Annotated in this window: 17 protein-coding genes; 6 read left to right on the forward strand and 11 right to left on the reverse strand. The window is 48.9% G+C overall.

Annotated elements, in window-relative coordinates:
• Window positions 1-134 precede the first annotated feature (134 nt).
• A complete protein-coding gene (locus tag ACW9SV_RS11820) occupies window positions 135-2327 on the forward strand; it encodes a glutamine synthetase III family protein (RefSeq protein WP_479556970.1) in 2193 nt (730 codons plus the stop codon).
• A 114-nt stretch (window positions 2328-2441) separates the two neighbouring features.
• On the opposite strand, the gene ACW9SV_RS11825 is transcribed toward ACW9SV_RS11820, so the two are convergent.
• Complete coding sequence (locus ACW9SV_RS11825) at window positions 2442-2933, reverse strand: hypothetical protein (RefSeq protein ID WP_479556971.1); 492 nt, start codon at window positions 2931-2933, stop codon at window positions 2442-2444.
• Window positions 2934-3057: 124 nt separating this feature from the next.
• Between ACW9SV_RS11825 and ACW9SV_RS11830 the strand changes: the two genes are divergently transcribed.
• The gene (locus ACW9SV_RS11830; RefSeq protein ID WP_479556972.1) at window positions 3058-3432 is read left to right on the forward strand and encodes a hypothetical protein; all 375 of its coding nucleotides are present in this window, start codon (window positions 3058-3060) and stop codon (window positions 3430-3432) included.
• A gap of 77 nt (window positions 3433-3509) precedes the next feature.
• Here the strand turns inward: ACW9SV_RS11830 and ACW9SV_RS11835 are convergent, their stop codons facing one another.
• A complete protein-coding gene (locus tag ACW9SV_RS11835) occupies window positions 3510-3992 on the reverse strand; it encodes a hypothetical protein (protein WP_479556973.1) in 483 nt (160 codons plus the stop codon).
• Between the two features lie 381 nt (window positions 3993-4373).
• Here ACW9SV_RS11835 and ispG point away from each other — a divergent pair, with 381 nt between their 5' ends.
• The 3 genes from ispG to ACW9SV_RS11850 all read left to right on the forward strand — a co-directional run bounded on the left by ispG (window position 4374) and on the right by ACW9SV_RS11850 (window position 7067).
• On the forward strand, window positions 4374-6365 hold the full coding sequence (gene ispG, locus ACW9SV_RS11840; RefSeq protein ID WP_479556974.1) for a (E)-4-hydroxy-3-methylbut-2-enyl-diphosphate synthase: 1992 nt from the start codon (window positions 4374-4376) through the stop codon (window positions 6363-6365).
• A gap of 93 nt (window positions 6366-6458) precedes the next feature.
• On the forward strand, window positions 6459-6629 hold the full coding sequence (locus ACW9SV_RS11845) for a DUF6728 family protein (RefSeq protein ID WP_479556975.1): 171 nt from the start codon (window positions 6459-6461) through the stop codon (window positions 6627-6629).
• A gap of 78 nt (window positions 6630-6707) precedes the next feature.
• Window positions 6708-7067 carry an MmcQ/YjbR family DNA-binding protein gene (locus ACW9SV_RS11850; RefSeq protein WP_479556976.1) on the forward strand — a complete coding sequence of 120 codons (360 nt, stop codon included), beginning with the start codon at window positions 6708-6710 and terminating at the stop codon, window positions 7065-7067.
• Here ACW9SV_RS11850 and ACW9SV_RS11855 read toward each other — a convergent pair.
• The 4 genes from ACW9SV_RS11855 to ACW9SV_RS11870 form a co-directional block, all read right to left on the reverse strand.
• Window positions 7011-7352, reverse strand: coding sequence for a hypothetical protein (locus ACW9SV_RS11855; protein ID WP_479556977.1), 342 nt, complete (start codon window positions 7350-7352; stop codon window positions 7011-7013). The two genes, ACW9SV_RS11850 and ACW9SV_RS11855, sit on opposite strands and share 57 nt — an antisense overlap.
• Before the next feature lie 124 nt (window positions 7353-7476).
• Complete coding sequence (leuS, locus tag ACW9SV_RS11860; RefSeq protein ID WP_479556978.1) at window positions 7477-10248, reverse strand: leucine--tRNA ligase; 2772 nt, start codon at window positions 10246-10248, stop codon at window positions 7477-7479.
• Window positions 10249-10407: 159 nt separating this feature from the next.
• Window positions 10408-11148, reverse strand: coding sequence for a spheroidene monooxygenase (locus ACW9SV_RS11865; protein ID WP_479556979.1), 741 nt, complete (start codon window positions 11146-11148; stop codon window positions 10408-10410).
• 118 nt (window positions 11149-11266) lie between these two features.
• On the reverse strand, window positions 11267-11770 hold the full coding sequence (locus tag ACW9SV_RS11870; protein ID WP_479556980.1) for a pyridoxamine 5'-phosphate oxidase family protein: 504 nt from the start codon (window positions 11768-11770) through the stop codon (window positions 11267-11269).
• 122 nt (window positions 11771-11892) lie between these two features.
• On the opposite strand from ACW9SV_RS11870, the gene ACW9SV_RS11875 reads away from it, so the two are divergent.
• The gene (locus ACW9SV_RS11875) at window positions 11893-12477 is read left to right on the forward strand and encodes an acyl carrier protein phosphodiesterase (RefSeq protein ID WP_479556981.1); all 585 of its coding nucleotides are present in this window, start codon (window positions 11893-11895) and stop codon (window positions 12475-12477) included.
• A gap of 171 nt (window positions 12478-12648) precedes the next feature.
• On the opposite strand, the gene ACW9SV_RS11880 is transcribed toward ACW9SV_RS11875, so the two are convergent.
• The 5 genes from ACW9SV_RS11880 to ACW9SV_RS11900 all read right to left on the reverse strand — a co-directional run bounded on the left by ACW9SV_RS11880 (window position 12649) and on the right by ACW9SV_RS11900 (window position 19014).
• The gene (locus tag ACW9SV_RS11880; protein ID WP_479556982.1) at window positions 12649-13161 is read right to left on the reverse strand and encodes an FKBP-type peptidyl-prolyl cis-trans isomerase; all 513 of its coding nucleotides are present in this window, start codon (window positions 13159-13161) and stop codon (window positions 12649-12651) included.
• Window positions 13162-13397: 236 nt separating this feature from the next.
• A complete protein-coding gene (locus ACW9SV_RS11885) occupies window positions 13398-15362 on the reverse strand; it encodes an AAA domain-containing protein (protein WP_479556983.1) in 1965 nt (654 codons plus the stop codon).
• Window positions 15363-15458: 96 nt separating this feature from the next.
• Window positions 15459-15824 carry a hypothetical protein gene (locus tag ACW9SV_RS11890; protein ID WP_479556984.1) on the reverse strand — a complete coding sequence of 122 codons (366 nt, stop codon included), beginning with the start codon at window positions 15822-15824 and terminating at the stop codon, window positions 15459-15461.
• Window positions 15821-16630 (reverse strand): hypothetical protein, encoded by an 810-nt coding sequence (locus tag ACW9SV_RS11895; RefSeq protein WP_479556985.1) that lies wholly within the window; start codon window positions 16628-16630, stop codon window positions 15821-15823. The genes ACW9SV_RS11890 and ACW9SV_RS11895 overlap by 4 nt, the downstream gene beginning before the upstream one ends.
• Before the next feature lie 875 nt (window positions 16631-17505).
• The gene (locus ACW9SV_RS11900; RefSeq protein ID WP_479556986.1) at window positions 17506-19014 is read right to left on the reverse strand and encodes a malate:quinone oxidoreductase; all 1509 of its coding nucleotides are present in this window, start codon (window positions 19012-19014) and stop codon (window positions 17506-17508) included.
• Between the last annotated feature and the right edge of the window lie 52 nt (window positions 19015-19066).

Below are 19066 nucleotides of genomic sequence, written 5' to 3' on the forward strand. Positions count from 1 at the left end.
GGTTCCCAAATAGGGGTGGTTTTACTTAAAAGTGGCTTGTTTTTGTAAAAAGTACCTTAAAAAAATAAGTAGGTGCTTGGTTGCAAAATTTCTTGCAGTACATTTGAGGCAAGTTATCAAACAAAACAAAATCCATGGCCATTCTTCGTTTTAAAGCACTTGAGTTGGTAAACCAACGTGAGCCAGTAGAGGTGAAGCTACCTTCTGACAAAATCTCTGATTATTATGGAAGCAACGTATTTGGTCTGGAGGCCATGCGTTCAACCTTGTCCGGTGACTATTTTAAACGTCTGCAGTTTGCCATCAAAACTGGGAGCAAAGTAGACCGGAACCTGGCCGATGCCGTGGCGGGTGCCATGAAAACCTGGGCTTTAAGCCGGGGAGCTACCCACTACACCCACTGGTTTCAGCCTTTGACTGGTGAAACAGCCGAGAAACACGATTCCTTCTTTGACCTGAGCTCAGACGGACGCGCCATTGAGGTTTTCAAAGGCAGCGCCCTGGTGCAGCAGGAGCCAGACGCTTCTTCGTTCCCAAGCGGCGGTATCCGGAATACGTTTGAGGCCCGCGGCTATACTGCCTGGGACCCAACCTCTCCGGCCTTCATCATTGAAAACGCTGGTGCTAAAACCCTTTGTATCCCTACCATCTTCGTTTCCTATACTGGTGAAGCCCTTGACTTCAAAGCGCCGTTGCTGAAAAGCCTTAACTTGGTAGAGAAAGCGGCTCTTGATGTGTGTCAGTACTTTGACAAAGACGTTACCAAGGTGACCACTACCTTAGGTATTGAGCAAGAGTATTTCCTGGTGGACCGTGCTTTGTACGAAGCCCGTCCTGACCTGGTAATGACCGGCAGAACCGTATTTGGCCATGAGCCTGCCAAAGGTCAGCAGTTAGAAGACCACTATTTTGGTGCTATTCCTTCACGTGTTCACGCCTTCATGATTGACTTTGAGGCGGAGTCGCATAAATTGGGTATTCCATTGCGTACCCGTCACAACGAGGTAGCTCCAAATCAGTTTGAGTGCGCTCCAACGTTTGAAGAAGCAAACCTTGCCGTAGATCATAACCAGTTGTTAATGGATATCTTAGATAGAGTTGCTGAAAAGCACCACTTTAAGGTATTGCTGCACGAGAAACCTTACAAAGGCGTAAACGGAAGTGGCAAGCACAACAACTGGGCCCTTAGCACCGACACTGGCGTAAACCTGTTCGCTCCAGGCCGTCGTCCGAAAGAAAACCTGCAGTTCCTTACTTTCTTCATCACAACCGTGAAAGCGGTGCACCGCTACGCCGATCTGCTGCGCGCCAGCATCGCGTCTGCGAGCAACGACCATCGTTTGGGTGCAAACGAAGCACCTCCGGCCATCATGTCAGTATTCGTTGGTAAGAAGCTGACCGAGGTATTAGATGAGTTAGAGCGTACCGCCAAGTTGCCACTTGACAAAGGCGATAACGTGTACCTGAAACTAGGTATCGACAAAATCCCTGAGATTCTTTTGGACAACACTGACCGTAACCGTACTTCTCCGTTTGCCTTCACTGGTAACAAGTTTGAGTTCCGCGCGGTAGGTTCGTCTGCCAACAGCTCTAACGCCATGACCACCCTTAACGCCATTGTAGCCGACCAATTGGTTGACTTCAAAAACAGCGTAGATGCCATGATGGCCGAAGGCAAGAAAAAAGAAGTGGCCATCATTGACGTGCTGCGCGAGTATGTAATCTCTTCTAAAGCCGTTCGTTTTGAAGGAAACGGTTACTCTAAGGAGTGGGAAGAAGAAGCAGAGCGTCGTGGATTGAGCAACATCCGCAAAACGCCTCAGGCCTTGGATAAACTGGTGGATGAAACCGCTATGGAGATCTTCACCAAGCATAACATCTTCAGCCCACGTGAATTACATGCCCGCCACGAGATTTTGCTCGAAGACTACATCAAGCGTGTGCAGATTGAGGCTCGTGTGATGGGTGACCTGGCCATGAACCACATCATTCCAACCGCTATCTCTTACCAGACGAAATTGGTGGAGAACATCAAAGGCTTGCGCGAGATTGGCTTGGATGACAACGAGTATACCCAAACCACGCTGGAAACCATCAAAACCATCTCAAGTCACTTGACAACCATCAAGACTAACGTAGATGCAATGATTGAGCAACGGAAAGTGGCCAACAAGATTGAAGACACCCGCGAGCGTGCCATCATGTACACCGATGAAGTGCTTCCTTTCTTTGAGACCATCCGGTACAGCGTTGACAAACTGGAGTTGATTGTTTCTGATGAGCAATGGCCACTAGTGAAATACCGTGAAATGATGTTCCGTCATTAATAGACCTAGTTGTATAAAAAGAAAAGCCTCTGCAAAACTGCAGAGGCTTTTCTTTTTAAGTATTGTTTCAGAAATAGAGCCTTAAAGGCAAGGTTTAAATCGTACAAAGTTTATTCAAATGAACAAGGTCTGATCTGCGTTAGGCAGGTTCCGGTTAGGGGAGAAGTTCTGGCCCATTTCCTTTACCCTTGCTCTAATTTTCTCCAAGCTGGGAAGCTGTTGCCGCCATTCCTGTTCTCGCCACCAGGCCTGCATCTTTGGGTTTTGCCGAGCCAGGTCGTATACTCGTTTAAGGACAAAAGGTAAAATCAAGGTGACTATATTGGTGGCCAACGCTCCCTTGATCCCTAAATGCACCATCAACCGGATTAACAACACGTCCTGCAATTTATCCAGAAGCAGTTTAGGTCCTTTTTCCTGCGCCTGTCCCTTCAAAACCTGCAGTACCTGCTGGACATTTCCATTCGCGATCTCTTTCTCAAGCCATTGTTCCACTGTCTCTCGGGTGATTTGAATCACCTTGGGAATCTGGGTTATCTTCAAACCCGCCTTATGTAACAGTTGGGCGGCAAAGACATGGCTTCTTTGTAAAAAGGGGGCAGACATAGGGGTAAGGTTCGTTTTTTACCTGCTACGGGTAAATAGAAGGTTTGTTTACGCTAGCTCGTTTAACTCCCGGGCAGATCCTACGTATCGGGGAAACAAACGGAAAGATTAACTTACTATTCCTATGGATTTTGACTTACCTGAATTCAAGAAACGCATGGACCGGGAACGGATGAACGGGGAGACACCTGCTGCCATGATTCAGAAAGAAATACGGCAGGCCGAAGAGGTGAAAGAAGGCTTATCAGAAGAAAACCATCATGCCAGTGCGTTTGTGTCAGAGGCCATTAACCGAATCGACACCTACATTTTCCAACTACACGAGTTGGCCCAGGAGTGCAACCCCGCTGATTTTGAATTAGACCAGCAAACGTACCTGGAGGATGATGGCATTCACAAAAGAATAGGCAACCGCATCAATCGGTTAAAAGAACAAGGTGAAGCCAATGCTTCTACAGAAGATCCATTGCTGAGAGAAGGAGAAGCGGAGCAGCAATAACTTTGCTCCGCTTTACTCATCTATGTTTGTTGTTTGTTTTCAGGCCTGTTTACTTAAAAGAGGCTTAAAGCAAAGTTTTAAGCAAAAGCACCGTTCTCTGAAGTCTGGTTACCGGTTAAGGATTGCCCCACCGTCCTTATTTTAGATTTAATCTCCTCTTTGCTGGGCAGGTGTTTGCGCAGATCAAGGGTATCCCACCAAATTTTAAACATGGGGTTTTTCTGCAGCAATTCCACCATCAGCTTTAAGATGAAGGGAAGAATAACTTCAGCCGTTTTAGATGCGGGTTCATATTGCATGCCCAACCGCATGATGTATTTCGCCACCACCTTGTCTTTCAGCTCATCAAACAGCAGCTGCGAATCTTTTTCAAGAGCGTTTCCTTTTACCATCTGAAAAACCAGCGGCAGATTTCCCTGCTCTATTTCTTGATGGAGCCAGAGTTCGGCGGTTTCGCGGGTAGTCTGGATGGTGTTCGGGATATTGGAGGTGTCCATTCCTGCCTTCCGGAGCAAAGCAGTTACCTGGCGTTGACTTTGGGATAAAAACAGTAGAGACATAGTTGCAAATGGTTTAGGCTATTAATGTACGCCCAACAGCCGAGGGTGTTTCCGGTTCTTCCAAAATTTATGTTAACCATCTGCCTCTCCTCTGAAAAATGCTTGTCTTTATAGTAGACACCAAGAAGTCTCTTCTAATCTTTCTAATTGATAATGAAGGTATTGTAATGAAAGCTTCTTTCCTGAGGTGTTTTCTGGATTTTAGTCTAAAAACTTAGATTTCTGCATTTACCAAAGAAAAGGAAAGCGGCCGGGCAGGAGTAGGTAGAGGTGAAGGGACAGATAGCAGTACAGCTCAAAAAAACGTTGTACTTTTACAGAATCTATGCTGAACAAACTGGTTTGGCGCTTGGTTAAAGAAGTATGGAAACATCATTTCCCATGAATTCAGAATCTCTTACCCTAGGTGGTATCTATTGCCCTAGCCTTACCAATTACACCCGGCGTCTTTCCCGCGAAGTACGCATTGGTGACCTAGCTATGGGCGGTGAAAACCCCATTCGGGTGCAGTCCATGACTACCGTTGACACCATGGACACCTTAGGCTCGGTGGAGCAGGTGATCAGGATGGTGGAGGCAGGTTGCGAGTACGTGCGCATTACGGCTCCCAGCGTAAAAGAAGCCGAGAACCTGGGCGAAATAAAAAAAGAACTTCGCTTAAGAGGGTACTCGGTTCCGTTAATCGCTGATATCCATTTCACGCCTAACGCCGCCGAGCTGGCTGCCCGCCTGGTGGAGAAAGTTCGCGTGAACCCAGGTAACTACGCTGATAAAAAGAAATTCCAGACCATTGACTATACAGATGTCACTTACCAAGCCGAGCTGGACCGCATAAGGGAACGCTTTACGCCTTTGGTAAAAATTTGCAAAGAATATGGCACAGCCATGCGCATTGGCACCAACCATGGCTCCTTATCTGACCGCATCCTTAGCCGCTACGGAGATACGCCGCTGGGCATGGTGGAAAGTGCCCTGGAGTTCCTGCGCATCTGCGAAGACCTGAACTATTATGATGTGGTGCTTTCCATGAAGGCGAGTAACACCCAAGTAATGGTACAGGCCTATCGGCTACTGGTGCAGAAGTTGGATGAGGAAGGATTGCAGCCATACCCCTTGCATTTGGGTGTGACGGAGGCTGGTGAAGGCGAAGATGGACGCGTTAAGTCGGCGGTGGGGATTGGGACTTTGCTGGAAGACGGCTTAGGCGATACCGTTCGCGTTTCCCTGACGGAAGCCCCTGAACTGGAAGCTCCGGTTGCCAAGATGTTGATCGACCGGTACGCCACCCGTGCTGGGCACACCCTAATCAAACCAATTTGCAACCTGCCGTACAATCCCTTCCAGTACCACCGGCGCGAAACACGGGAAGTATTGAACCTGGGTGGGCACAATGTACCCCGAGTGGTGGCAGATTTAAGCCGACTGGAGGAAATCACCTATGAAGACCTTCGGCCGGTGGGGCACATCTACTCCCCATCTTTGGACAAGTTCCATATGTCTGACCAAGGAGCGGATTACGTGTACACTGGTAGTTCTCCTATCACGTTTATGTTGCCCAACGGCTTAAAGGAGATCGTGGATTATACCGCTTGGTTAGAAGCCGAGCAGCGCGATGAGCGGTACCCGCTTTATACGGCCGTGCAGTTTGAGACCGCCAGCACCTGGCATCCGCAACTGAACTTTGTGCAGGTGTCACTGGGCCAATTAACTAATGATTTCATAGAAACACTCCATAATCGGCCTGATGTGGTATTAATCCTGGAAACGGAGAATGAACACGCCATGCCGGAGCAACGCAAGGCTTTCATCCGGCTCATGAACCAGGAACAGCCCGTGCCGGTCATCATCAAACGGTCTTATGAAGACCTAACCGATGAACAGGTGCAGTTGTACGCTGCCACCGATGTTGGGGGCTTGCTGATTGACGGTTTTGGCGATGGGGTTCTTCTCAGCACCCAGGACCTAAGCTACCGCACCAAAGAGGAGTGGGGCTTTACCTTGGAGGGCTTGAACAAATTGGCCTTCGGGATTCTGCAGGCGGCCCGCACCCGCATGAGCAAGACCGAGTACATCAGCTGCCCTAGCTGCGGCCGTACCCTCTTTGACTTGCAGGAAACCACCGCCATGATTCGCAAACGCACCGATCACCTCAAAGGCGTGAAAATTGGGATCATGGGCTGCATTGTGAACGGTCCCGGTGAAATGGCCGATGCCGACTACGGTTATGTGGGCGTAGGGAAAGGCAAAATTGCTTTGTATCGCGGACAGCAGGTAATTAAGAAATCGGTTCCGGAGGAACGGGCCGTGGATGAATTGATTGAGTTGATCAGGGAAGACGGTAACTGGAATGAACCGGTAGGAGTAGAGGTTTAAGAGAAAATATAATTGGTCTTGGGTAAATCATTCTGTCACCCAGATTGTTCTTATATTATAAAGACGTTCACTAAACTGTAGATATACCCAGACATGAAAGGCCTTTTTAATTTCTCCGAAGTGGCAACTTACTTCTTCCGGAAGCACGACCCCAACCGTAAAACCAACTTCAATTTGCGCACCATGCACACCATCAACAAAATCTCTATGTTGATGTTCCTGTGCGGGTTGGTTTACCTTGTTATAAAACTGATGATGCGTTAAGCATTCTAGATAGTGCACCTACTAAAAAGCGCCGCTTGTTCTTGGTACAGGCGGCGCTTTTGTTTACTTTACGGTTATATGAACATTGAAGAATTCAGAGAATATTGTTTAGGTAAACCCCACGTGGAGGAAACGCTGCCTTTTGATCAAGACACCTTGGTTTTCAAGGTAGCAGGCAAGATGTTTGCCTTGTGCAGCTTGTCGAATTATGCTGGCGGGGTAGCTTTGAAATGTGACCCAGAACGAGCTGTGGAACTTAGGGAGCAATATCCCGCCATTCAGCCTGGGTACCACATGAGCAAGAAACATTGGAATACCGTCCTTCCCGAAGTATTTCTTCCCATGGGTTTATTGCCTGAACTGATCGACCATTCCTATGCTTTAGTTTCTGCCGGATTGCCGAAGAAGGTACGGCTGGAGTTGGGTTTCCAAAGCTAAGTGTACTTTTAATTTTAGTTTGGAGTACCTCTTTTTTGCCTTGCCAATCCAGCCGAAGATGACCAAACCAAAGCCGAGGGTAGCCAACCCGGCGGTAAATCCAGCTTCATAGTTGAAGTGCCAGTCAACCCGCCAGTTGTGCTTATTTTCAATGTTCTGGTACAACTCTTTGCTTATTTCTTCCCCTTTGGTGAAGTGGAAGTATCTGTTATTATTGAAAAAATAGCCAGTGCCCACCGCGATTAATAAGGCAATACCTAATAGAAGATCGTAACGTCTATTCATGATTTTATTTGATGTTGTATAAGGTATTAAGATAAAGCAATTAATAAGTAAAAAGAAGAAGGCCTCTATCTTAGAGGCCTTCTGTTTGTTTTTAGCTTGTTTTCGAAAAAGCAGGCTAAAATACTTATACTACAACGTTTACAATCTTACCCGGCACTACAATCACTTTCTTTACCGGTTTACCCTCCAGCAATTTCTGCACCTGCTCAGACGCCAGCACTTCTTTCTCCACGTCTTCTTTAGACGTTTTCAGGTCAAAGGTAAGTTTGGTTTTCACCTTCCCGTTGATGGAAATAGGGTAGTCAAAGGTGCTCTCAGTTAAGAACTCTTCTTTCCATTCTGGAAAAGCAGCGTAGGTGATGCTTTCATCGTGACCCAATCTACTCCACAATTCTTCAGTAATGTGCGGCGCAAAAGAGGCGAGTACTACCGTCAAAGGCTCCAGGATGGCACGCTTCTTAGACTTCAAAGCGGTGAGTTCGTTCACGCAGATCATAAACTGGCTTACGCTGGTCCCAAAAGAGAAACGTTCGATGTCTTCCTCTACCTTCTTGATGGTTTTGTGTAGGGATTTCAGCTCGGCCGGGATTGGTTCCTCTTCTGTTACAGCGAAGTTTCCTGCCTCATCAAAAAACAGTTTCCAGAAACGGCGGAGGAACTTGTACACGCCGTCCATTCCGTTGGTGTTCCAAGGCTTAAATTGCTCCAAAGGACCCAAAAACATTTCGTACATGCGAAGGGTGTCGGCACCGTATTCCTCCACCAGCACATCGGGGTTCACCACGTTATGTTTGGATTTGGACATCTTTTCGATTTCTACACCCACCATGTACTTGCCATCTTCCAGGATAAATTCAGCGTCAGCAAAATCCGGGCGCCAGGCCTTGAACTTCTCCAGATCCAGCACATCGTTCTCTACGATGTTTACATCAACGTGCAAGGCGGTAACCTCGTGCTGGTCTTTCAGGCCATTAGATACAAAGGTGTTGGAATCTTTAATGCGGTACACAAAGTTAGACCTGCCCTGAATCATGCCTTGGTTGATGAGCTTTTTGAAGGGCTCTTCTTGGTTTACCAGTCCGAGGTCAAACAAGAACTTGTTCCAGAAACGGGAGTAGAGGAGGTGACCTGTGGCGTGCTCAGATCCCCCGATGTACAGGTCCACGTTCTGCCAGTAGTCAATGGCTTCCTTGCTGGCGAATTCCTTCTCGTTCTGAGGATCCATGTAACGGTACCAGTACCAGCTGGAGCCCGCCCAACCTGGCATGGTGCTCAGCTCATACTCAAACACACCGCGGTACTTCCAATCCTGGGCGCGGCCTAATGGCGGCTCTCCTGTTTCAGTAGGCAGATAGGCGTCTACCTCCGGAAGCACCAATGGCAATTCGTTTTCTTCCAGCAGGGCAGGGATGCCGTCTTTGTAATACACGGGCACCGGCTCGCCCCAGTACCGTTGACGACCGAACACTGCATCACGCATGCGGTAGTTGATGCGGGCTTTCCCCACGCCTAACTCTTCAGCACGCTGGATACCAGCTTTAATGGCTTCTTTTACCTCCAGACCGTTGAGGAAACCGGAGTTGATGATTTTGCCTTCCTTCGCAGCGTAGGCTTCTTTGGTTAGATCGCCACCAGCTACCACCTCAGGTATAGGTAAGTTGAATTTTTTCGCGAAGGCGTAGTCACGGGTATCATGGCCCGGAACGGCCATTACGGCGCCGGTACCGTAACCAGCCAGCACGTAATCCGCAATCCAAACCGGGATTTTCTCACCTGAGATTGGATTGATGGCATAAGAACCTGTGAAAGTACCGGTCACGGTTTTCACGTCAGACATACGGTCGCGCTCTGAGCGGTTTTTGGCCCAAGTCACGTATTCCTCTACCTCGGCTTGTTGTTCTGGCGTGGTGAGCTCGGGTACGTATTCGTGTTCTGGGGCTAAAACCACAAAACTAACCCCAAAGATGGTGTCAATGCGGGTAGTGAACACGGTGATGTGTTTATGCTCATGGCCCTCCAGCTGGAAGTGCAGTTCGGCCCCTACTGATTTCCCGATCCAGTTCCGCTGCATTTCTTTCACCGGCTCTGGCCAGTCAATAGTATCCAGGCCTTGCAGCAGGCGCTCGGCGTAGGCCGTGATGCGCATCATCCACTGCTTCATCAGCTTGCGCTCTACCGGATAGCCGCCCCGCTCAGAAACTCCGTCTTTTACCTCGTCGTTAGCCAAAACGGTCCCTAATTGCGGGCACCAGTTCACCACAGCCTCTGACAAGAAGGTCAAGCGGTATTTAAGTAGAAAATCCTGTTGTTCTTTTTCAGAAAGGCGGGCCCAGGCATCGGCCGTGACATGGGGGGTATCTTCGTCACAGGCGGCGTTCACGTGAGTGTTGCCCCGCATCTTGAACTCGGCTACTAAGGTGTCAATGGGCTCGGCTTTATCGGTGGCGTAGTTGTACCAGCTGTTGAAGAGCTGCATGAAGATCCACTGCGTCCATTTGTAGTAGCTGGGGTCAGAGGTACGTACCTCGCGGTCCCAGTCAAAGGAGAAGCCCAGGTTGTTCAGCTGCTCAATATAGCGCTCAATGTTCTGTTTGGTGGTCACCGCCGGGTGCTGTCCGGTTTGGATAGCATATTGCTCGGCTGGTAAGCCAAACGAGTCAAAACCCATGGGGTGCAGCACGTTAAAGCCTTTAAGGCGCTTGTAGCGGCTCACAATGTCTGAGGCGATGTACCCGAGCGGATGCCCTACGTGCAGACCCGCTCCCGATGGGTACGGGAACATGTCCAAAGAATAGAACTTGGGTTTACTTGTGTCTATTTCTGTCTTGAAGGTTTTTTTTTCGCTCCAGAAGCGCTGCCACTTCTGCTCTATCTGACGATAATCGTACTCTGACATCGGTATGTTTTCTTTGTAGTGTTCAGGTTCAGAAGGCCAAAACCGGCCAAAGACAAAAGTAAGGGAATTTCTGCAATTCGCCTTTCCTTAAATCTAGGCTAAGTTCTGACTGTGAAAGGAGCGGGGCAAAAGGAGGGAAGCCCTATAGAAGGGATGTATTTATTTGAGTTGATGGTTTAAAACTCTGGCCAAAGGATCAACGCCGTTCCAGGTGCCGGAGCTGGCTAAAGGCGTGAACCGGGCAAACAACTCCTCAGAATACCAACCTTGTGAGCGGGTGCGTTTGATGACCTCGCGGTGAGCAGCTTGCTTGTAGGCATAGGCTTTCATGCTGGCTTCATCCTGCCAAAGACTGAAGGTGGCCTGCCTCACAAAAGGAGCCTCTCCTAACCCAATGGAAGCCAGCAACCCCTCGGCGTGGTCTAAACTGTCGCTGGTTTTAGGCACGTTTTTCCAAAAGTCGATGGCTTTGGTGAGCTTGATGGAAGCGCGGGTAAGCACCGCGATAGGAGCATTTTCTGGCGCAGGGTGTTTTTCCTGGGTAAAAGGATTCTGGCCGCTCCAAAGCCCGTGCGCCTGCAGTGGTTGTAGGGCTAGGTGGTATTGCTCAAAGGTGTGTTGGCGGTATTCCTCTAAAAGCGGGTGCTTGTGGAAGAAATCTTCCGCCGCCCACTGGCTTTCCCAGGTGGCTATAAGCCCGTAGCGGTACCAGTTTGGTTTCAAGCTGAACCCACGGCCCTGCCCACTACCCAGCAACTTAAAAAACTTCAAGCCTTTCACTTGCTGCAACGGCCGCACCGATGTTCCCATCTGAGCCAAGCCCCAACGCCAATGACCCAGTTTTACACCAAACAAGGAAAGCGTAGTATGTGCCGGAGAAGTTGGTGCGGGAGCAGTCAAAACCAAAAAGTATTATTGTTTTAAACCTGTTTTCTAAAAAGTAGCCTGAAAGCCAGAACGCCACAAGGTACCGCTTTGGCATGAAAAAAGGGAGCCGAAACTCCCTTCCTTTTAGTAACTACAAATTGATCTTTTTGTTTTCGCCCGGTTTAGCAGGCTCTCCGGTGAGAGCGGCTTTCACTACGCCGTACAAATGCACCACTGCGCTGTTAGGGGTATCCCAGTATTCTGCCTGGTCAATGGTCACCTTGATCAACCCGATGTTTGGATCATCTTTGCCTTCCGGGAACCAGGCTTTCATGGCCGGGTTCCAGAGTTCATCAATTTTCTGTTGGTCCCGCAGCACCTGAGCATGCCCAGATACCGACACGTACAGGCTATCGTTTGGTTTGGCGTAGCTCAGGTTTACATGGCTATCTTGTTTGATCTCGTGGGTCTTGCCAGATTCATAACCAGTAAAAAACCAGATGGTGCCGTCTTCTTTCACAGTCATGTGGCGCATGGGGCGCGAACGGATGGTGCCGTCTGGCTCTACCGTGCTGAACATGGCCGTGTCTATGTCTTTGATTTTGCTTATCAGGGCTTGCAGGTCTCCCTGGTTTTGGCTTTGTTGATTTTCCATAGTGTAGGTTAGGTCTAAAAATCGCTTTTCAAGAATACGGTATCTGCCTTTAAGGGTTCCTTTCATAGGAGATACCTACCTTCATTAACTAGAATACGTACCTTTGGTTTAAACCACCGCCCTTGAACTACCTTGCCCATTTATTTCTTTCCGGTGACGATGAAGACCTTCGCTTGGGCAATTTCATAGCCGACAGCGTGCGTGGCGCCCAGATCCTGCGGTTCCCTGAAAGGGTACAACTTGGGATCAGGCTACACCGCCTCATTGACACGTACACGGATCAGCACCTGATTGTGGCCGAAACAAAGGAACGTCTGCGCCCTAAGTTCAGAAAGTACGCAGGCGTAGTGGCCGATATCTATTATGACCATTTTCTGGCTTCCAACTTCCATCTTTTCAGCAAACAACCGCTCCCCGAATTTGCCCGCTTGGCCTATGCCCAGGTGCAAACCAGGCCAGAGCTTTTGCCCGAAAAGGTGCAGCACTTCTTGCCTTACATGATCAGGCACAATTGGCTGGTATCCTACGCTCAGGTGGAAGGAATTACCCGGGCTTTAGAGGGGCTAAGCTCCCGAGCGAAATTCGACTCGGGCATGGAAACAGGGGGAGTAGAATTGCTGGAGAACTATGCCTTCTACCAGGAAGAGTTTCACCGCTTCTTTCCGGAGTTGCAAGCCTATGTGCAAGAGCAGATTGATTTGATATAACTGTAGATTTGTTGTAAAGCAATTTGAGCGGTATAGGGCTACAATCTTATGATTTAGGCTTCTTTTTTAACTAAACCGGTGTAAAAACGAAAAGGCCACTCCAGTTAGGAATGACCTTTCTGCTTTAAAGCTGTTTTCAGGAAATTAGTTTGAAAACAGTTTATTCAAATTTTAGTGGTGGTGACCGCCTTCGCCATGAACGTGACCGTGGGAGATTTCCTCTTGGGTAGCTTCCCGTACACTGATGACTTTGCCTTCAAAGTGCATATCCATGCCTGCCAGCGGGTGGTTAAAGTCCATTAATACGTGGTCAGGCTCCACGCTGACAATACGGCCCTGCATGTGGTTGCCTTCGTTGTCAGACATAGGAATGTAGTTGCCAACCTGCACCATTTCCTCATCAATCTTTCCGTCAATTTCAAATACATTCTTAGGAACAGGCACCACGGCAGACTCGTCTAAATCACCGTAGCCCTCATCAGAGGCAACTGTGAATTTAAAGGTATCCCCAGCTGATTTGCCTTCCAGTTCCTGCTCAAATTTTTCAGGCAGGCCGCTCACACCAAACAAAAAGACCATTGGGTTTTCCTCATCGGCGGTCTCTACCAGCGTGTCTTCTCCTTCTTCGTCGGTAACGCGTAGCTCGTAGGTGAGCGACACCACTTTGTTTTCTTCGATTTTCATTTGGTGAAACGTTTGTTGATGATAGAATGTAAAGTTAGGTATTCAACGGTAAGTACCATGGCTTTGCCTGAATTGTTACGGCCGAGAACCAGACCAACAACTTTCGCACCCTCTCTGATTCTCTTCGTACGTTATGCCTGGTCGCCTGTAGCAAGTTGCATTGGGCGGTTGCTAGTTAGAACAAATCCGCTATGTTCCTCTATATTGCCTCTAACGAAGCAGAAAGCCCAAAGGATTTATTCTGTTTCTGAAGACAATAATTCCCAGGCACTGCGGTAAGCCCCTATGTTTTCGGCATACGTTAGAAACTGTTGGTAGAAAGCGTGTTGGCCCAAAGTGGCACTGTCGCCCACAATGACCATTTTTTTCTTTGCTCGGGTCATGGCCACGTTCATCCGTCTGATATCAGAAAGGAACCCAATTTCTCCTTCAGGATTGCTGCGTACCATGCTGATGTAAATGATATCGCGTTCCTGTCCCTGAAAAGAATCCACGGTACCCACTGATAATTGCCTTCTGGACTGAAGGACCGCTAGTTTGGGCTGATGCTCCACCTGGTCATTAAGGTAGTTGATCTGAGCACGATAAGGAGAGATGATCCCTATCCGAAGCGGTTTCTCCTGCTGTTCCTCGTCCCGGCCTGCAGGTTCGTAGGGCATGAGTAGGTTGAGCAAGTGCTTGATGAGAACATCAGCTTCTTCTGGGTTGGCCGTGCTGCTACCTTCGCCAATGGTCTGGTCATTGAAGCCGCAGCCGGCTGTGTCTATAAACTCCACTATCAACCCAGGTTCAAATACCGGGTGCACTTCTGTTAAGGTGGCAGTGCGTACACTTTCGTGGGCCTGCAGTTCGCCACGGTAGAATTGCCCGTTGGAGAAGCCCATTATGTGCTCGTGCATGCGGTATTGGGTTGTCAGCATCACAGCCGTTTCTGGCTGCCGATCTATGCATTTCTCAAACAAAGTTCTGGCCAAGCCGCCTTTTTCCGCCGCCAAGGATTTTACCGTAGGTGGTAGTTGGTGATGGTCTCCGGCCAGTACCACGCGGTTGGCGCGGGTGATTGGAATCCAACAGGCGGGTTCCAAGGCCTGGGCAGCCTCGTCAATGAAAACCGTATCGTATTGCAGGTGGCGGATGGCCCGGTTTGCTGAGCCTACCAGCGTACAGGTGATTACCTCTACGTGGTCCAGCAGATCCTCGGTGATGTAGTCTTCGATGTCATCGGCCTGGTCAAGAATCCGTTTGCTTTCTTCTTTCAAGAATTGGCGTTGCTGGCGCTCCTCATGCCCAAAGTTGCGTTTGTACTGGCCAGCCATGGCTTTGTACTCCTGAGCGGTTTTCCGGAGTTTCTTCAGTTGCTTGTAGTCGCGGTGGTGCATGATCTGGGAATCCAGGGTGTGCTCCAGCAACACCTCAGAAACCCGAGACGGGTTCCCTATGCGGATTACGTTGACGCCTTGCTCAGCCAGTTTCTCGGTAAGCAGATCTACGGCGGTATTGCTGGGAGCGGTGACCAGAAGTTTCTTTTCGCCCGCCTCTAACGTTTTCAGAATGGCCTGCACCAGCGTAGTGGTTTTTCCGGTGCCTGGAGGGCCATGGATGATGGCCACATCTTTGGCCTGCATGATGTTGCGTACCGCCGCGTTTTGAGAGTCATTCAGGACCGGAACAGGGGAGAACTCCCGTTCCCTCCGGAAAAAAGCAGGTTCGGCCCCTAAAATAATATCACGTAATTGCGCAAGCCGGGTCTTCTGGGCTTCCATCACTTTCATGAGGGCAAACTCCATCTCGCGGTAGCTTACCTCATCAAAGGTCAATTCCACCCCTAGGCGGGCGCCGCCTTCAATCCAGTCGGGTAGGTCTTCACGTGAAGTAGCCAGGCGCAGTTTGTTCCGCTTTACCTCCAGCACCACTCCATTTAAAGTGCCACCTTCTCCGTTGGTAAACAAGGCCGCCGAGGAACCTGCCTGAAACATGTGCAACTGATCTCGGCCCGAGATGCGCTCCAGTTCCACCACCATTTTATTCCCGAAACCTACTTGTTGTTTGATTACGTTCACCGGATACCAGCAAATGCCCAGCCGTTTGCGTTCAGTGATGCTGGTTTGGGCGTTTTTAAGTTGGTATTGCTTGCGGTCTTCGTCCTGCTCCAGTTTAAGCAGGGCGCGTACGTCTAATAATTCGTTTAAGATTTTGTCCATTGTAGTTGTAGTATCACGTAGCGCTCCTCTTGTACCGTGGGGTAATGGCAGCACCGTATATCAAATACGCGCTACTAGATACAAGGTACTTTGATACTACGCAAAAAATGAATGGGTGCAGTCCTGGCATTTGTACACGGTGGTGCCAGCATAGATCACTTTCCGCCACCATGATAAATCTCTTTCAGGCCATACGTATACGGAGCCACACCTTGGGCAGGTTTGGGCCTCCTCGCTGATTTGGAACTGTTTTAAGGAAAACTCTTCTAAAACCGGTTGAGCCGTGGCCAAGTCTTTTTTCTGCAGCTGAAGCTGGTAATAAAGCCCATCTCCGAAGGGCAGACTGGGTGGTCCGCAGGTTTTTACCAGAGTCACCACGCCCACTTGGGTAAGGGCATTATACAAGCCGATGGCCTCGGTATAGGTGAGGTATTTGGCGGCGGGCACCAGGCGTTCACTCATGCCTTCACATGATTCTCATCACGGATGCTGGCCAGTTGGCCTCTCAAGCGTACAATGTACCCGATCAATACCAAGCTCAGCATCGCAAAGAAGGCGGCAATAGCATCGTGGTCAAACTTGGCGTCTTTTGAAGCCTGCAGCTGCTCTTCCAGGTCCTTTATCTTGCGTTCTTTGTTTCTGAGCAAGTTCTGGGCATTGGATAAAGAGGTTTTAAGATCATAGATATTATCCGTGATTACCCGTTTATCGCCTTGCACCTGGCTGTTCAATTTCTTTGACTCGGCCTCCAACTCCGCGGCCCGTTTTGCCACAGCCCGGCGCGTTTCCAAGTTGGCTTGTTCTACTGCCTGAATTATCTGCTCGTCTTTCTGTAGTACCTCTTTTAAGGCTTCTACCACCAGCAGCAAATCTTCTTTAGATGCCTTGCCCCAGAAATTGTTTCCCTGGGTTTTCAGGTAATCGTACTTCAGAACCAATTGCTCGCGCTCGGTAATTAAGCGGTCTACTTTAGAGAGCCGTTGCGTCACCGCCGATGGTTTTTGCTTCGTAGTGTCATTTTTAGCCTCGGTGGTTTGGGCGGGGGGAGTAGAGGCCTGGGGAGGAGTTTGCTTCGTGGCTGGGGCGGTAGAAGTTGGTTTCTGCTGTTTAATGATAGCATTCACTTTTGAACCCAAGGTGGCATCTTGTTTCTTTGGCGCTGTAGTAGCGGCATTCCCCGACGGAGGCGTAGCCAACGTTTGGGCCTGTGTGCTGCCAACAGACAACAAGAAACCGAAAGCGATCAAAGCAGGGTAGACGATCTTCATAGATATGATATGCTCCTAAAAAAACTTGCACATAGGGGCTGACCCCATTTCACAAACTTCTGGTTTAGAATTTGGTTTGTAAAACTACGCCAAAAAACGACAGAAGCCTTCCAATTCTCCTCTCAAGTCTTCTTTTCTACTTCAAACACAAGAGAATCTCCGCTTTGTTATTGCTAGCTGAGTACCTGTGGTATTTACGAGAATAAACTTGTAGTTTCTACTAATTTATGAATATATTTCAATTTATACTGCTTTATGTTCTATATAGTTAAAGGTTACATCAACCCTTTCAGGTATTTCTTTTTTTATAGAAATAAAAGCCTTCTATAGATTTACTACTCTAATTCTCGAAGAAAGTTCTTAAACGGAAAAGAAGAAATTTAGATTTGACATACAAGTAAAATCTTACCTTCAACAAAGTAGAAATTCCTTGTGCAATACCTTAACCCATTCTAAATTCCAACAAACCAATACGACTTGTCTCGAAGGATAAGAATGGAGGTAATCATTTTACACAGTAAACTCTTTAGACTAGTAAACCTTCTCCTATGCAACTTCAAGTTGGAAGAACCCTTTTCCAGTCTTTCGGCAGAGCGCCTTTGTTTTAGACCTGGTGCTGCAGGCAGGCCTACTGGCCAAGGCTAAAACAGAAGCGCGAGGCCGGAAGACGAGGCCTCGCGGCCTTGAGCGCACCAAAGCAGAGATGAAACAACAAAGCTTCTAAAGACCGAAAGCGCCTTTCCTCTAAATCAATTATCTAAAACAACTCAACACAGATAGACCGAAAGCTTCATCTGACATCTAATGCCTGCATTTAAACCTATACTCTTAAAAACAAAAAAGCCTCAGAACAATCTCTGAGGCTTTTACTTAAACTATCGTTGTACCGGATGCGGCTCCTCTAACTGAAGCACCCTGCCGGTGTGGGCTCTAAACTCCTCACACATTTGCGGATTATCCGCCAGCGAAAGCCCATAAGACGGAATCATCTCTTTAATCTTCTCCTGCCATTCAGGGGAGTTTGCTTTCTGGGGGAAGCATTTATGAATGAGGTTGACCATGATGGAAACGGCCGTGGAAGCTCCCGGAGAAGCCCCCAATAAAGCGGCAACGGAACCATCGGCGGCACTCACCACTTCAGTCCCGAATTCCAGAACACCGCCGCGTTTAGGGTCTTTCTTGATCACCTGCACGCGTTGACCTGCTATTTCTAATTCCCAGTCTTTGGCTTGGGCGGTAGGTACATACTCCCTCAAGGCCTCCAAACGGTCTTCGGGCGACTGCCTCACCTGGTTGATGAGGTATTTTGTTAACGGGATATTGGTGTAGCCCGCTGCCAACATCGGGCGGAGGTTATTTAGTTTGATGGAAAGCGGCAAGTCAAAGAAAGAGCCTTTTTTCAGGAATTTGGTCGTGAAACCGGCGTAAGGTCCGAACAATAGCGCTTTCTCACCATTGATGACGCGGGTATCTAAGTGCGGAACCGACATGGGCGGTGAACCGACTGCGGCTTTCCCGTACACCTTGGCTTGGTGTTGGGCAATTACCTCGGGGTTGGTGCACTTAAGCCACTGGCCACTTACTGGGAACCCACCAAAGCCTTTTCCTTCCGGAATACCGGTCGCGAGTAATAAGGGAAGAGAGCCTCCACCAGCGCCTATGAATACAAAGCGGGTGCGGGCTCTGCGTTTCTGGCCGGTTGTCAGGTCTTTGATGCGCACGCGCCAGATGCCATCGTCTTTGTGACGGAAAGAGCGTACCTCGTGGTTCCGGTAAAGCTCCACGCCGCCCATTTCTTTCAAATGCTTGAAGAGTTGGCGGGTAAGACAGCCGAAGTTCACATCGGTACCTACTTCCATGCGCGTGGCTGCCACTTTTTCATCTCTGCTGCGGCCTTTCATGATGAGCGGCATCCACTGGTTCAACTGGTCGAAATCCTCAGAATACTGCATGCCCTGGAACAGCGGAGACTTGGTCATGGCATCGTAGCGCTTCCGGAGGAAAGACACGTTTTTATCTCCCCACACAAAACTCATGTGCGGTACACTGCGGATGAACATCTTGGGGTCAGCCAGAATGCCTTTCTCAACTAAGAAAGCCCAAAACTGTCGTGACTGTTCAAACCACTCGGCAATGACATCGGCTTTGGAAATGTCGATGGAGCCGTCGGCCCGCTCAGGGGTATAGTTTAGTTCGCAAAAAGCTGAGTGGCCAGTGCCGGCATTGTTCCAAGCGTCAGAGCTCTCAGAGGCCACTTCATCCAGGCGCTCATATATTTCTATGGTCAGATCCGGTTGCAGCTGTTTTAGCATCACACCCAGGGTGGCGCTCATGATGCCCGCCCCAATCAACACAACATCTGGTTCGGTTACTATTTTGTCCATGGTTTCCTATTATATACTTCCAAGAGTACGAAGAAACCAACTGAAAATGTTT

The organism is Rufibacter sp. JT20002 (genome assembly GCF_056491185.1).